This is a genomic window from Halomonas sp. SpR8 (genome assembly GCF_031010195.1).
In the GTDB taxonomy this organism is placed as follows: Bacteria; Pseudomonadota; Gammaproteobacteria; order Pseudomonadales; family Halomonadaceae; genus Vreelandella.
This window is the reverse complement of the sequence record NZ_JAUAMC010000003.1, coordinates 182,377-195,300: the sequence shown is the minus strand read 5'-3', so window position 1 is coordinate 195,300 and position 12,924 is coordinate 182,377. Positions and strand designations below refer to the sequence as shown.

Here is a 12,924-nt window from a genome sequence, read left to right as displayed (position 1 = left end):
GCTTGATAAGTAAGTGCTTAAAAGCGCAGGTGACGTTAGCCCATAAATGGCGATAGACTAAATGACCTGTTATTAAGGGATTTCTTGGCCTAGCTATTAAGCATAGCTAGGTACTAAAGGTGCGAGTGGCACCCAGCTTGCGCCGTAAGATCGTCAGATATAAGGACTATCGTCATGACCTCGGAGTGTAGCCCGCGATTTTTAGCCAGTGATAACACCTCCGGTATCTGTCCGGAGGCGATGGAATATCTGCTTGAAGCCAACCGTAGCGATGACTTGGCTTACGGTAACGATCTCTGGACTGCCCGTGCCGCGGATCGCTTCCGCGAGATGTTCGACTACGACTGCGATGTCTTTTTTGTTTTCAACGGCACTGCCGCCAACTCACTGGCGCTCTCCGCCATGGGACGTAGCTACCACAGCGTTATTTGCCACGAGCTGGCGCATATCGAAACCGATGAGTGCGGTGGCCCAGAATTCTTCTCTAATGGCGCAAAGCTGCTCACCTCATCGGGTGCCAACGGCAAGCTAACACCGGAAGGCATTGAGGCGCTGGTGACCAAGCGCAGCGATATCCACTACCCCAAACCCAAAGTCGTCTCGCTCACCCAAGCCACCGAAGTCGGCACGCTCTACTCTCGGGAAGAGCTGTTGGCGATTCGCGCCATTGCTGACAAGCATGATCTGCGCCTGCATATGGACGGTGCCCGCTTCGCCAACGCCTGTGCCAGCCTCAACGCCACCCCGGCTGAACTCACCTGGCAGGTAGGGGTGGATGCGCTGTGTTTTTCGGGTACCAAAAACGGCCTAGCCTTTGGCGAAGCAATCCTGTTCTTTAATCGGGAGCTGGCCGAAGACTTCTCCTACCGCTGTAAGCAGGCGGGCCAGTTGGCCTCAAAAATGCGCTTTGTTTCCGCACCCTGGTTAGGGCTACTAGAAAGCGGCGCATGGTTAACCAACGCCCAGCATGCCAATGAGATGGCACGCTACCTATCAGAAGGGCTGCAAGCGCTACCTGGTGTATCGCTGATGTTTCCTACCCAAGCCAATAGCGTATTCGTTGAATTGCCGCCCTCCGCCATTGAAGCGTTGAAAGATAAAGGCTGGACCTTCTATACCTTTATTGGCGCAGGCGGCGCCCGTTTTGTCTGTGCTTGGAACACTACCGTTGAATTGCTGGACGAGCTGTTGACCGATATTCGCTCGGTACTTGAGCGTTAAAGGCGCCAGTTACTCTCTTTATTGCCACTGTTTGCCACCACCTGCGACCTCGCGATGCCGCTGCCTATGGCAGCGGCATCGTCGGTTAGTGCTTTGCGTTTATGGGTGCCGCCTGGACTAACGCAACTATTCGTCTCAATAATTCTCTTATCTATATCGCTGCTGCGTTGAAGGTTTAGTCATCACTTTTTGCTAATGCTGACTACGCTAAAGAAGCGACACCTCGTTTGGCACACCGTTGCGAGACACTTGGCTTTACGGTGACTGCCTGGGGATGGGCCACAGGAGAGTTCCATGAGCATCTTTGATCACGTTCAAGACCGTTTTTCCCGCGTTCAGCAAGAGGATATGAGCCTTGAGGAGTATCTGGCGCTTTGTCGCCGTGATCCGAAGGTTTATGCCAGTGCTGCAGAGCGCATGCTGGAAGCCATAGGCGAGCCTGAAGTGATCGACACGGCGAAAGACCCGCGTCAATCACGTATTTTTTCTAATAAAGTGATTCGTCGCTACCCTGCCTTTGCCGAGTTTCATGGTATGGAAGAGGCCATTGAGCAGATCGTGTCCTACTTTCGCCATGCGGCACAAGGGCTTGAAGAGCGCAAACAGATTCTCTACCTGTTAGGCCCAGTAGGTGGTGGTAAGTCATCGCTTGCTGAGCGTCTCAAACTGCTGATGGAGCGGATTCCGTTCTATGCCATCAAAGACTCTCCGGTTTACGAATCACCGCTGGGCCTGTTCTCACCCGAAGAGGACGGCGAACTGCTGGAGAAAGAGTACGGTATTCCCCAGCGCTATTTGCGCAGCGTTATGTCGCCCTGGGCGGCAAAGCGGCTGAAAGAGTACGGCGGCGATATCTCTCAGTTCCGGGTGGTGCGTTTATACCCTTCGCGGCTTAATCAAATCGCTATTTCCAAAACCGAGCCAGGGGATGAGAACAACCAGGATATCTCCTCGCTGGTAGGTAAGGTCGATATTCGTCAGTTAGAGCTCTACTCCCAGGATGACCCGGATGCCTACAGCTTTTCCGGCGGTTTATGCCGTGCCAACCAGGGGCTGATGGAGTTTGTGGAGATGTTCAAAGCGCCGATTAAGGTGCTGCACCCTCTGCTTACCGCCACCCAAGAGGGTAACTACAACCCTACCGAAGGGATGGGGGCGATCCCCTTTGATGGCGTGATTCTAGCTCACTCAAACGAGTCTGAGTGGCAGGCGTTTCGTAACAACCGCAATAACGAGGCGTTTCTTGATCGGGTCTATATCGTCAAAGTGCCTTACTGCCTGCGCGTGTCTGAAGAGGTCCAAATCTATCAGAAGCTGCTTGAGGACTCTTCGCTTAATGCGGCGCCCTGCGCGCCGGATACCCTGCGCATGCTGGCGCAATTCTCAGTGCTTTCGCGGCTAAAAGTGCCGGAAAATTCCAACGTCTACTCCAAAATGCGCGTTTACGACGGTGAAAACCTGAAAGATACCGACCCGCGTGCCAAGTCGATTCAGGAGTATCGCGACGCTGCAGGTGTGGACGAGGGGATGCAGGGGCTCTCTACCCGCTTTGCGTTTAAGATTCTTTCCAAGGTCTTCAACTTCGACAGCACCGAGGTGGCTGCTAACCCTGTGCATCTGCTCTACGTACTGGAGCAGGCGTTGGAGCGTGAACAACTGCCGTCGGAAGTGTTTGAGCGCTACCTGGGCTTTATCAAAGAGTATATGGCGCCCCGCTATGTCGACTTTATTGGAAAAGAGATCCAGACCGCCTACCTCGAATCCTATAGCGAGTATGGCCAGAATATCTTTGACCGCTATGTGACCTACGCGGATTTCTGGATTCAGGATCAGGAGTATCGGGATCATGAAACCGGCGAGCTGCTCAACCGTCAAGCGCTTAACGAAGAGCTGGAAAAAATTGAGAAGCCTGCGGGCATTTCAAATCCCAAAGATTTCCGCCACGAGGTGGTCAACTTTGTGCTGCGGGCACGGGCGCAAAACAACGGTATGAACCCAAGCTGGCAGTCCTACGAAAAACTCAAAGGTGTTATCGAACACAAAATGTTTGCCAATACCGAAGAGCTGCTGCCGGTCATTTCGTTCAATGCCAAGGCCTCCCGCTCGGATCAGAAAAAGCATGAAGACTTTGTGGCGCGGATGGTCGAGCGCGGCTATACCGAAAAACAGGTTCGGCTACTTTCCGAGTGGTACCTGCGCGTGCGCAAGTCTCAGTAGCGGCCCGCGTTTAAGACAAGAGCCAAGGAGGTCGCATGACCTACTTTATTGATCGCAGGCCTAACGCTAAACATAAGAGCGCGGTAAATCGTCAGCGCTTTTTAGAGCGCTACCGCAAGCATATCAAGCGCTCGGTAGAGGAGGCCGTTAACCGCCGCTCGATTACCGATATGGAGCGCGGCGAGAAAATCTCGATACCGACTAAGGATATTTCTGAGCCCGTGTTTCAACACGGCCCCGGCGGGGCACGCAATATTGTCTCGCCGGGCAACAAAGAATTTGTCGCAGGCGATAAAATCCGCCGCCCTAGCGGTCAGGGCGGCGGCAGTGGCGCAGGTGAGGGCGGTGCCTCTAATCAGGGGGAGGGCGTCGATGAGTTTGCCTTTACGCTTAGCCGTGAGGAGTTCTTGGAGTTTGTCTTTGATGGGCTTGAGCTGCCCCATTTGCAGCGCAAGCCGTTAAAGTCGCTCGAAGAGGTCAAGATGGTGCGGGCGGGTCTCTCCCGCGATGGTGTGCCGTCACGTATTAGCATTACCCGCTCCATGCGGGAAGCCTATGCCCGGCGTATTGCCATGCGCGCACCGATTAAACGGGCGCTAAAAGAAGCGATTGAAGCCCTGGAGGCCGAGGAGCGTAAAGACCCGGTACTGCGCAATCCTGCGCGTATCACCGAGCTGAAAGCCGACATTGAGCGCCTGGAGAAGCGCATCGCCGGGGTGCCGTTTATTGATACCTACGACCTGCGCTATCACCAGCTTAGCGCCCAGCCACAGCCCTCCAATCAAGCGGTGATGTTTTGCGTCATGGACGTTTCCGGCTCGATGACCCAAAACCACAAAGATATTGCCAAGCGCTTTTTCCTGCTGCTCTATCTGTTTCTGGAGAAGCACTACGAGAAAGTCGAACTGGTCTTTGTTCGTCACCATACGGCGGCTCGGGAAGTCAGTGAGGAGGAGTTTTTCTACTCCCGGGAAACCGGCGGCACGATTGTTTCCAGTGCGCTGAGCCTGGTGAATAGCATTATCGAAAAGCGCTACCCCGTTGGCCAATGGAATCTGTATGTGGCCCAGGCCTCCGATGGCGACAACTGGGACGATGACTCCAATATTTGCCGCGACTTGCTGGTCAAACAGCTAATGCCGCAGTTGCAGTACTACGCCTACGTTGAGATCACGCCCCACGACCATCAGTCTCTTTGGCATGAGTATGAGAGTGTGGTTAAAGAGTTCCCCGAACGCTTTGCCATGCGCCAGATTGTGGAGGCGGGCGATATTTATCCGGTCTTCCGTGAACTGTTTAAGCGTCGCTTAAGCCAGTCCTAGTGACCTTGTATAACAGGTTAATGACCGCGTGCAGAGGAGTGGGCTATGAGTGCGACCCGCAAGCGTAAGCCGATTGCCACCGGCTCCGATTGGAACTTCAGCGTACTGGAGCGTTTTGACGCGGAGCTGGCCAGGCTCGCCGATGAGTATCGGCTGGATACCTATCCCAACCAGATCGAAGTGATCACCACCGAGCAGATGATGGATGCCTATGCCAGTGTCGGCATGCCGGTGGGCTATCATCACTGGTCGTTTGGTAAGCAGTTTCTGGCCGTTGAGCAGGCATATAAACGTGGCCAAATGGGCTTGGCCTATGAGCTGGTAATTAACTCCGACCCCTGCATCGCCTACCTGATGGAGGAAAACACGCTGATGATGCAGGTGCTGGTGATGGCCCACGCCTGCTATGGGCACAACTCCTTCTTTAAGGGCAACTACCTGTTCCGCACCTGGACCGACGCCTCTTCGATTGTTGATTACCTGGTGTTTGCGCGCCAATACATTGCCAAGTGTGAAGAGCGCCATGGTGTGCAAGCCGTTGAGCAGTTGCTGGATGCCTGCCATGCACTGCAAAACTATGGTGTCGACCGTTACAAGCGCCCCTCGCCGATTTCTGCCGAAGAGGAAGCGAAGCGCCAGGAGGAGCGCGAAAGCTACCTGCAAACCCAGGTGAACCTGCTGTGGCGCACGATTCCCGATAACGCTGAGGACGGCGAACGCTTGCCAGGCAGCTTATTACCCGAAGAAGATGATCCGCTCGGGCTGCATAGTGGCGGGCGCTACCCTTCGGAACCCCAGGAAAACCTGCTCTACTTTATTGAGAAAAACGCCCCGCTGTTGGCGCCCTGGCAGCGTGAAATCGTGCGCATTGTGCGTAAACTGGCGCAATATTTTTACCCCCAGCGGCAGACCCAGGTCATGAATGAGGGCTGGGCGTGTTTCTGGCACTACACGCTGATGAATCGCCTCTACGACGATGGCAATGTCGATGAAGGGGTGATGCTGGAGTTTTTGCAGTCTCACGCAGCGGTTATTAACCAGCCAGCGTTTGATAACCCACATTTTAATGGGATTAACCCCTACGCACTTGGCTTCGCTATCTTTATGGATATTAAACGTATATGTGAAGCGCCTACCGACGAGGATCGCGAGTGGTTTCCGGATATAGCTGGGTCGCCTTGGCGGGATACGCTGGAGTTTGCGATGCGCAACTTCAAGGATGAGTCGTTTATCCAACAGTTTCTATCGCCCAAGGTGATGCGCGACCATAAGCTGTTTTTAGTCGTGGATGACGATCAGGTGGATACCCTGGAAGTTGCGGCGATTCATAATGAGCAGGGTTATCGTCAAGTGCGGGAAGCGCTTGCCACTCAGTACGCGCTGTCAGTTCGCGAGCCTAATATCCAGGTGGTTGAAGCGGCGATTCGCGGTGATCGCTCTTTGACGCTGCACCATGTGCAGGATAGTCGTCGTCCGTTGGGTCGTAGCGTCTATCCGGTGATTCGCCATTTGCAGCAGCTGTGGGGGTTCCCCGTTCATCTGGTCTCTATGGAAGAGGGGCGTGTAACACGGCGTTTTCACTGGCCAGTAGAAGACGAAGTTCCGGCCTCTTAGCTGCAAGTATATTTCCTACAAAACTACCCCGCACAACAGGCGGGGTAGAGGTGCTTACACAGCTATAATATTTTGAACGCTTAAGCTTGGGCGGTCCAGGATTGGCACCAGCCAGCGGGCTCGACGCTATTCTCCGGAAATAGCTGACAACCTTCATTGTCGGCATTATAAAACATGCAGTTATCGCAGCGCTCACCATCCTCATAAGCCGGATGATCGCTGGCTTCACTGGCATCTTCTACATAGTTAAGCGCTTGGGCATTGCTTGCGGAGGGGGCAAGACGCGGGAGCTCTTGAGCAAAGGCAGTCTTGGAAAGAATGCCTACGCCAAATGGCAGGGCAGCAAGCCCCATCACGCTGTTGCGCATGAAGTCACGACGGCTTTTATTAGCCATGAGTTCTCCTTATCGTCACGGTCTGACGTTTGGTCACATTATCGGGTGGTTATCCACCTCTTGATGCCCCGCATAATCTTACAAGCCGGAGCTCACTGCTACATCTTCTGAGCTGCTACATTTTCAACTCTATTCTTCCACTACATGCTAGCGAATGTACAAGGGTTGTGCGAATACTGCGACGGGGATAGCGACAATTGGTCACGCTGTGGCTGGGTGCTGCGCTCGCTTCCCCGTCGCTGCTATACTCTGCGCATCTTCGACATTACTTTTTATGACCATTTTTTCTAAGGGGCGTGCCATGCAAAACGCAGTCATTTTAATCAATACCGACAAAGGCCAAGTCAAGGCCGTGGCCGAGCGCCTGGCCGATGTGGAGGGTATCAGTGAGGTTTACTCCACTTGTGGCCGTTATGACTTAGTGGCGATTGCCCGCACCCGTGATTTTGAAAGCCTGGCCGAGCTGGTGACTGAGCGCTTAAACGCCGTGGAAGGTATCAGCGATACAGAAACCCTGAATGCCATGCAGGTGCATTCCCGTCATGATCTTGAAACCATGTTCTCTCTGGGTTGGTAGTGTTGTGCTGGTTGGATAATTCGCAAAGTACTCACTAGCGTATTAAAAAAATGCAAAGCGCTTAAGAAGCATTAAAAAAGGGGAAAGTCTGTTGGCAACATCGCTTTTGAGCTGGCGTCGTCAAGGGCGGCGCTTAGGCATTGCCGTGCTGTTTGTGGTGGTCGGCACAGGGCTATGGGAGTTTCAGGAGCGCCAGCATAAAGATGCCTACACCTGGATGGGGGTACCCACCTGGGAGGAATTTCGTCCCACGACAATGCATCGGGTGCTGCGCAATGATGGTTATTTAGTCGGCTGGTCCGATGTACGGGTTAATCCGCTATGGGTCAGCTATCAGGTGCAAGCAGTAGATGATTCACGCATCGGTTCGCGGCCTGATTTTCAAGCGGATTGGCGCACGCTGTGGCCGGTGGGCACCGACAGCTACGCGGGTAGCGGCTACGACAGAGGCCACTTGGCACCCAACTACGCGATTGCGGCGGTGCATGGGCGCAGTGCTCAGATCGATACCTTTCTAATGAGCAATATGACCCCCCAGCGGCCCAACCTGAACCGGCAGCTCTGGCAGCGCTTGGAGGAGGCGGTAATGGATCACTTTGCGCCTCGTTTTGATCACTTGCAGGTGATAACCGGGCCAGTATTCCCCGAGCACTTTATGGATAACGTGTTTAATCGCGTGGGGTTGGTAGAAGTTCCAGAGGCATTTTATAAAATTATCGTAGCGCCCCATAGTGACGCGCCATTAGCGCTGGCGTTTATCATGCCGCAAGACGTGCGCGGTAATGAGCCGTTAGATGACTACTTAGTGACCATCGATGAAATTGAAGCACGTACAGGGCTTAACTTCTTTCCCGAGTTAGCAACGGAAGTAGAGTCGGTATTGGAAGGGGAGTTACGTATACAAGGATGGGCGCTTGAGGAAGTAGCGAAGCGGCCGGGGCGTTATCAATAGTAGTTTAAGTACTTAGCGGCTGATATGCCTGGAACTCGTCTTTATCCAGTACCCAGTGGCGGAAGGCGCGCATGGGGCCCGTCAGATGTCGGTGCTGTGGCGTAAAAAGCGATAGTTTTCCTCGGCTGGGTATGCTGAGTGGCAGTGCCTGAACAAGGTTTCCTTGTTGAAGCTCGGCATCTAAAAGCCGCATCCAGCCTAAGGTTACTCCCTGGCCAGCCAAGGTAGCATTCATCAGTAGCTGGAAGCTGTTCGCGCGCAGCGTATGCAGGGGTGCCTGCCACTCTAATCCAAGTTCATGGAACCATATTTCCCAGCTTAGCCAGTCGTGGTAATGATCTTCCACTACCATCATGGTGTGATTCTCAAGCAGGTGCGCAGGCTCAATTTTATTGCCATGGCGCTCCAAGTAGATGGGACTGCAAACGGCTGCTACCAGCTCATGTTCAAAGATGGCATCCGCTATAAGGCCCGGTGGATCAACTTCATTGGGTACATGGTAATAAATACCCAGGTCAAACTCCGCCAGGTCAAGGCGATGTGGGTCTTCTACCGTCAGGATGCGAATTTCAATGTTAGGGTAAGCGCGCTGAAAGTCGGGCAACTGGCGTGCCAACCAGATCGAAGCAATGGTCGGGCTTGAGGCGAGAGTCAATTGTCTGTCGTCTCCACGACGCCTGAGGCGCGCGGTTTCATCGCCTAAATCGCGAAGTAGGCGTTGCACCACTCGAAAGTAGTGCTCTCCGGTTGGGGTGAGTCGCAGTCCTTCATTATGACGCTCAAAAAGAAGACGGCCTAGGTCATGCTCAAGGCGCTTGATTTGCCGACTAATCGCGCTTTGCGAGAGGTTGAGCTCGTTTCCAGCCTGCGTGAAGCTACAGTATCGTGCGGCAACTTCAAAGGCGCGCAGACAAGATAGCGGCGGTAAAGCATCACGCATGGATAAAGCCTTAACAATAGAGAGTTAGTAGTCTCAAGCATACCACTGCCGAGCGACGACTGCCGCCCGGCTGGGTTGTGAAACTATACGGCCGTACGAGGAATCTCTCGCTGCCACGATTTATCGCTCACCAGCATGTCGCCTTCGTAAGCATGCTGCTCGGCATTCAAGTAAAACGTGTGTTCATCGCAGTGCAGGTGGTAGCGGCTGACGACGCTGACGGCAAAGCTGTTTTTCTCTCCTTCACGGCGTGCGCGGTACACCCACTCGATATCAGCGCGTGTCCGGGTAGCATCGTCAGGGTGGCTGGTGTAGATCTCCTTGGCGTACTGCTCAACCTGCAAGCCGTGATCAAGAAATTTGATATCTCCCATGTCATCTTCAATGGTGACACTCACCTCGCCGCTGCCCACATCTTCGCTGATCGTGCGCTTGGGATGGCCGATGCGTAGTGTTGCCACAGAGCAGGGTGGGGCGCTTTCTGGCGGCTCGAAAGGCATGGAAATATAGGGCGCCTTGGATAATGGCAGCTCTAGGCTCGGCGTACCTGACTTGAGGATCAGATCAGCGCGTTTTTTTGGCGACCAAACCAGTGGAAAACTAGCGCTGGAGAGAGCGACCCGTAAGCGGTGCCCTTTGGGCAACCGATAGCCAATAAGATCCATGGCAAGCCTTATCTGCATGGGCTCATCAGGTATGGGGGGAGTAATAGTTCCTGAGTCTTCGCGCAAGTTCAGGTTAAGTGTGCCGTAGGTGATCAAAGCACTTTCGCCGCTAGGCGATACGTCGCATAAGCGTGCATGTAGTTGGCCGCACGCCTCGTTACTAGCCAGTGTTAGTGAAACGCAAGGCTGCCCCAGTATGTCGAGCCCGTGTACATAAGGTTCGGAGTCAAATGTCAGTGACAGTGCATCATCACGGCGCTGGTCGGGCGGAAAATCGGCCCCAAACCATAATGGAATATACTCCCCTTGCAGAGCGCCAGTAGTAAGAGGCGATGCGATCAAGCGATCTTGGCTTAGGTGAGTGTCGGGCGCTAGGCCCTGGTCACCCAGGATCAGTGTGATAGACCCACTCTCGTCGTCAGGGGCTGGCCAACCATGGGTGCGTACCCACTGGCCCGGCCGCTGCCGATACTTGGGAGCAGGCGGAACGCCATCCTGAAGGTAAAATGTGCAGGCGGGTTCGTCCATTACCCCTGTATCAATGTCCTTGAGCCAGTAATCCCACCAGCGCAGCGCCTCTTGTAAAAAGCCAATGGCCGGATCGGGCAGCGCAAAGTGCGGATACTTGTGCATCCAGGGGCCCAGCAGGGCCTTTTTGGGGCACTGAAGATGCTCCATCATCCTAGGGATCGTATTGATATAAGAGTCGCCCCAGCCGCTTATCATGTAAACGGCTGCTTCAATGTCGGCATACTCCTCGCAGATAGAGCCATGCTTCCAATACTCGTCGCGATGCTGGTGAGTGAGCCAGGTTTCGGCTAGCAGCGGCATATTCTCGAGGCGAGACTTCCACATATCGCGCCATTGATCGCCTACTAGCGCGGGGTCTGGTGCGGCCGCGGAAAAGCTCAGCATGGTGGCCGCCCAGCCAAGATTCTCCAGCAGCATATTGCCGCCTTTGTAATGAATATCGTCCGCGTAGCGGTCATCGGTCGAGCAGAGCGTGATGATGGCCTTGAGCGGTTCGGGTCGCAAAGCGGCTACTTGCAGGCTATTAAAACCGCCCCAGGATATTCCCATCATGCCGAGCTGGCCGTTACACCAAGGCTGGCTGGCAATCCACTCAATGACTTCAAGGGCGTCTGCCTGCTCTTGAGGGGCGTATTCATCTTCCATCAGGCCATTTGATTCGCCGTTTCCACGCATATCTACCCGAATGCAGGCATAGCCGTGACCTGCGAAGTAAGGGTGGGTCAATTCATCGCGAATCGCGGTTCCATCGCGCTTTCGGTATGGGAGATATTCCAGGATGGCTGGAACCGGTTGTGCTTCAGCGTCAACGGGTAACCAGATCCGCGCGGCTAAGCGGGTGCCGTCAGCCAGTAGAATCCAAGTGTTTTCTATTTCGCGGGTGCTATGCGGAAAATCCTGCTTGATATTCATGAGTCACGCTTGCTGCTAGTGAGTGTTGGAGCACGATTAAGCTGCTCAGGATTTTTTAGCCAGACCCAAAGCGAGCCAGTTGTTATCAGTACGATGAACAGTGCTGGCAGTCCGCCTAGGTTAGACAGCATCTTGACGCCATCAATGCCTACGAAACTCACCATCACCCAGGCGACGATACCCACAATCACCCCCCAGGTGACTTTCATGGTAATCCCCGCATTGAGGTCTGAATCCGCTGTTAGCCCACGGGTGCAGAGATTGCCGATGGCATCGGTCTGCGAGTCGGCGGCCGTTACATAAGAGATATAAGCAATGAACAGCAGTACCGGTATCCACAGCCCTGAAAAGGGTAGCTGCCGGAATAGCGCATAAAGAACGTTTTCCACCCCGCGGTCATTGAGGATGGCGTAAAGATCGACCCCGGTGTGGGTCTGATAGTAAAGCGCAGTGCCAGAAAAGATCAGAATCCAGACGCTGGCGAATAGCGCTGGGTAAAGCAGGTTGACACGAAGAAACTCACGTACGGTGTAGCCGCAGGATATCTTGCCGAGAAACAGGGCGGCCACGGGGGCCCAGGAGAACCAGACGGCCCAATAAAAGATGGACCACCACTGTGGCCACTGATCTTCCCCCGCCGCGCCGGTAAACAGACTTTTGGTAAAAAAGTTATCGATAAACACGCCGAACGACTCTACTCCGAGCGCCAAGCTGAAAATGGTGGGGCCCGCGACAAAAGCGAACACGCCCAGAATAAGCAGCAGGACAGCATTTAGAGATGAAAATCGCGCAATGCCTTTTTGCAGCCCGCTGGCGGCGGAAAGAACGAATGTTGTCACGATAATGGCAATGATAACGCCGAGTCGAAGAGGGCTGGTTTCGCCACCCATGTATTGGCCCACGCCACCCGCAAGCGTCAGGGCGCCGGTACCCAGTGAAGAAGCCATGCCTGCTACCAGGGCATAGAGAGAAACCGCATCTATAAGTCCTGCGCAGCGTCTAATTTTTGGGCCGAAAACAGGCTCCAGCATGCTGGAAATCGAGAAGCGAAGGCGCAGGTTGTAAAACGCTAGGGCAAAAATCAATGCGGGTACGGCATAAATGGCGTAAGGCGTGAACGTCCAGTGTAAAAACATGGTCGACATCGCAAATACCATGGCATCACTTGAGCCAGCCTCCAAGCCACTTGAACTTGGCGGGCTCATGAAGTGATAAAGCGGTTCGGCGGTGGTCCAGAACAGCACCCCTACGGCCAAGGTGGTACAAAGAGTAATCGAGAACCAGCGCAAAGGTGATAAAAGAGGCTTTGCGGAAGGGCCACCAATTCGAACATGGCCGATTGGAGAGAAGTAAACAATAACCGCCATAACAAGCAGGTAAAGGCTACCTATGCTGAATAGCCATGAAAAATTATTCAGGATGGCTTCATTTAGCCCGCTCGCAACGGCTAGAAAAGCGTCTAAATTGATATAGCTGGCAATGACTGCCGCAAGTAGAACCAGGAATGTTGGCCAGAAGACCAACGGTCGCAGCGATTTTCTCGGCATACCGTTCTCCCTTTATCGTTATTGCTATGCA

10 protein-coding genes are annotated in these 12,924 nt (G+C 53.9%); 6 read left to right on the top strand and 4 right to left on the bottom strand.

The genetic code is table 11. From position 1 onward, the window contains the following. Positions 1-174: 174 nt before the first annotated feature. The 4 genes from QT230_RS07460 to QT230_RS07445 all read left to right on the top strand — a co-directional run bounded on the left by QT230_RS07460 (position 175) and on the right by QT230_RS07445 (position 6,374). The gene (locus QT230_RS07460; RefSeq protein WP_308320964.1) at positions 175-1,221 is read left to right on the top strand and encodes a low specificity L-threonine aldolase; all 1,047 of its coding nucleotides are present in this window, start codon (positions 175-177) and stop codon (positions 1,219-1,221) included. Between the two features lie 294 nt (positions 1,222-1,515). Continuing rightward, positions 1,516-3,438 (top strand): PrkA family serine protein kinase, encoded by a 1,923-nt coding sequence (locus QT230_RS07455; RefSeq protein ID WP_308320962.1) that lies wholly within the window; start codon positions 1,516-1,518, stop codon positions 3,436-3,438. Between the two features lie 35 nt (positions 3,439-3,473). Then, a complete protein-coding gene (locus QT230_RS07450; RefSeq protein ID WP_308320960.1) occupies positions 3,474-4,760 on the top strand; it encodes a YeaH/YhbH family protein in 1,287 nt (428 codons plus the stop codon). Between the two features lie 45 nt (positions 4,761-4,805). Continuing rightward, complete coding sequence (locus QT230_RS07445; protein WP_308320959.1) at positions 4,806-6,374, top strand: SpoVR family protein; 1,569 nt, start codon at positions 4,806-4,808, stop codon at positions 6,372-6,374. An 80-nt stretch (positions 6,375-6,454) separates the two neighbouring features. On the opposite strand, the gene QT230_RS07440 is transcribed toward QT230_RS07445, so the two are convergent. Further along, complete coding sequence (locus QT230_RS07440; protein ID WP_308320958.1) at positions 6,455-6,769, bottom strand: high-potential iron-sulfur protein; 315 nt, start codon at positions 6,767-6,769, stop codon at positions 6,455-6,457. A 301-nt stretch (positions 6,770-7,070) separates the two neighbouring features. Here QT230_RS07440 and QT230_RS07435 point away from each other — a divergent pair, with 301 nt between their 5' ends. Together QT230_RS07435 and QT230_RS07430 are read left to right on the top strand one after the other, a co-directional pair. Then, positions 7,071-7,346, top strand: a complete 276-nt coding sequence (locus QT230_RS07435) for an Lrp/AsnC family transcriptional regulator (protein WP_008958975.1) — start codon at positions 7,071-7,073, stop codon at positions 7,344-7,346. A gap of 91 nt (positions 7,347-7,437) precedes the next feature. Beyond that, positions 7,438-8,298, top strand: coding sequence for a DNA/RNA non-specific endonuclease (locus QT230_RS07430; protein ID WP_308320957.1), 861 nt, complete (start codon positions 7,438-7,440; stop codon positions 8,296-8,298). Between the two features lie 4 nt (positions 8,299-8,302). On the opposite strand, the gene QT230_RS07425 is transcribed toward QT230_RS07430, so the two are convergent. The 3 genes from QT230_RS07425 to QT230_RS07415 form a co-directional block, all read right to left on the bottom strand. Continuing rightward, a complete protein-coding gene (locus QT230_RS07425) occupies positions 8,303-9,238 on the bottom strand; it encodes a LysR substrate-binding domain-containing protein (RefSeq protein ID WP_308320956.1) in 936 nt (311 codons plus the stop codon). A gap of 83 nt (positions 9,239-9,321) precedes the next feature. Further along, positions 9,322-11,346 carry a CocE/NonD family hydrolase gene (locus tag QT230_RS07420; protein WP_308320955.1) on the bottom strand — a complete coding sequence of 675 codons (2,025 nt, stop codon included), beginning with the start codon at positions 11,344-11,346 and terminating at the stop codon, positions 9,322-9,324. Beyond that, positions 11,343-12,893 (bottom strand): BCCT family transporter, encoded by a 1,551-nt coding sequence (locus QT230_RS07415; protein WP_308320954.1) that lies wholly within the window; start codon positions 12,891-12,893, stop codon positions 11,343-11,345. Before QT230_RS07415 ends, QT230_RS07420 begins: the two co-directional genes overlap by 4 nt. Positions 12,894-12,924: the final 31 nt, after the last annotated feature.

What these genes read in the sequence shown, in the direction of transcription:
- QT230_RS07460 (WP_308320964.1), top strand. Translation starts at nt 175, where the DNA reads ATGACCTCGGAGTGTAGCCCGCGATTTTTAGCCAGTGATAACACCTCC.
- QT230_RS07455 (WP_308320962.1), top strand. Translation starts at nt 1,516, where the DNA reads ATGAGCATCTTTGATCACGTTCAAGACCGTTTTTCCCGCGTTCAGCAA.
- QT230_RS07450 (WP_308320960.1), top strand. Translation starts at nt 3,474, where the DNA reads ATGACCTACTTTATTGATCGCAGGCCTAACGCTAAACATAAGAGCGCG.
- QT230_RS07445 (WP_308320959.1), top strand. Translation starts at nt 4,806, where the DNA reads ATGAGTGCGACCCGCAAGCGTAAGCCGATTGCCACCGGCTCCGATTGG.
- QT230_RS07440 (WP_308320958.1), bottom strand. Translation starts at nt 6,769, where the DNA reads ATGGCTAATAAAAGCCGTCGTGACTTCATGCGCAACAGCGTGATGGGG.
- QT230_RS07435 (WP_008958975.1), top strand. Translation starts at nt 7,071, where the DNA reads ATGCAAAACGCAGTCATTTTAATCAATACCGACAAAGGCCAAGTCAAG.
- QT230_RS07425 (WP_308320956.1), bottom strand. Translation starts at nt 9,238, where the DNA reads ATGCGTGATGCTTTACCGCCGCTATCTTGTCTGCGCGCCTTTGAAGTT.
- QT230_RS07420 (WP_308320955.1), bottom strand. Translation starts at nt 11,346, where the DNA reads ATGAATATCAAGCAGGATTTTCCGCATAGCACCCGCGAAATAGAAAAC.
- QT230_RS07415 (WP_308320954.1), bottom strand. Translation starts at nt 12,893, where the DNA reads ATGCCGAGAAAATCGCTGCGACCGTTGGTCTTCTGGCCAACATTCCTG.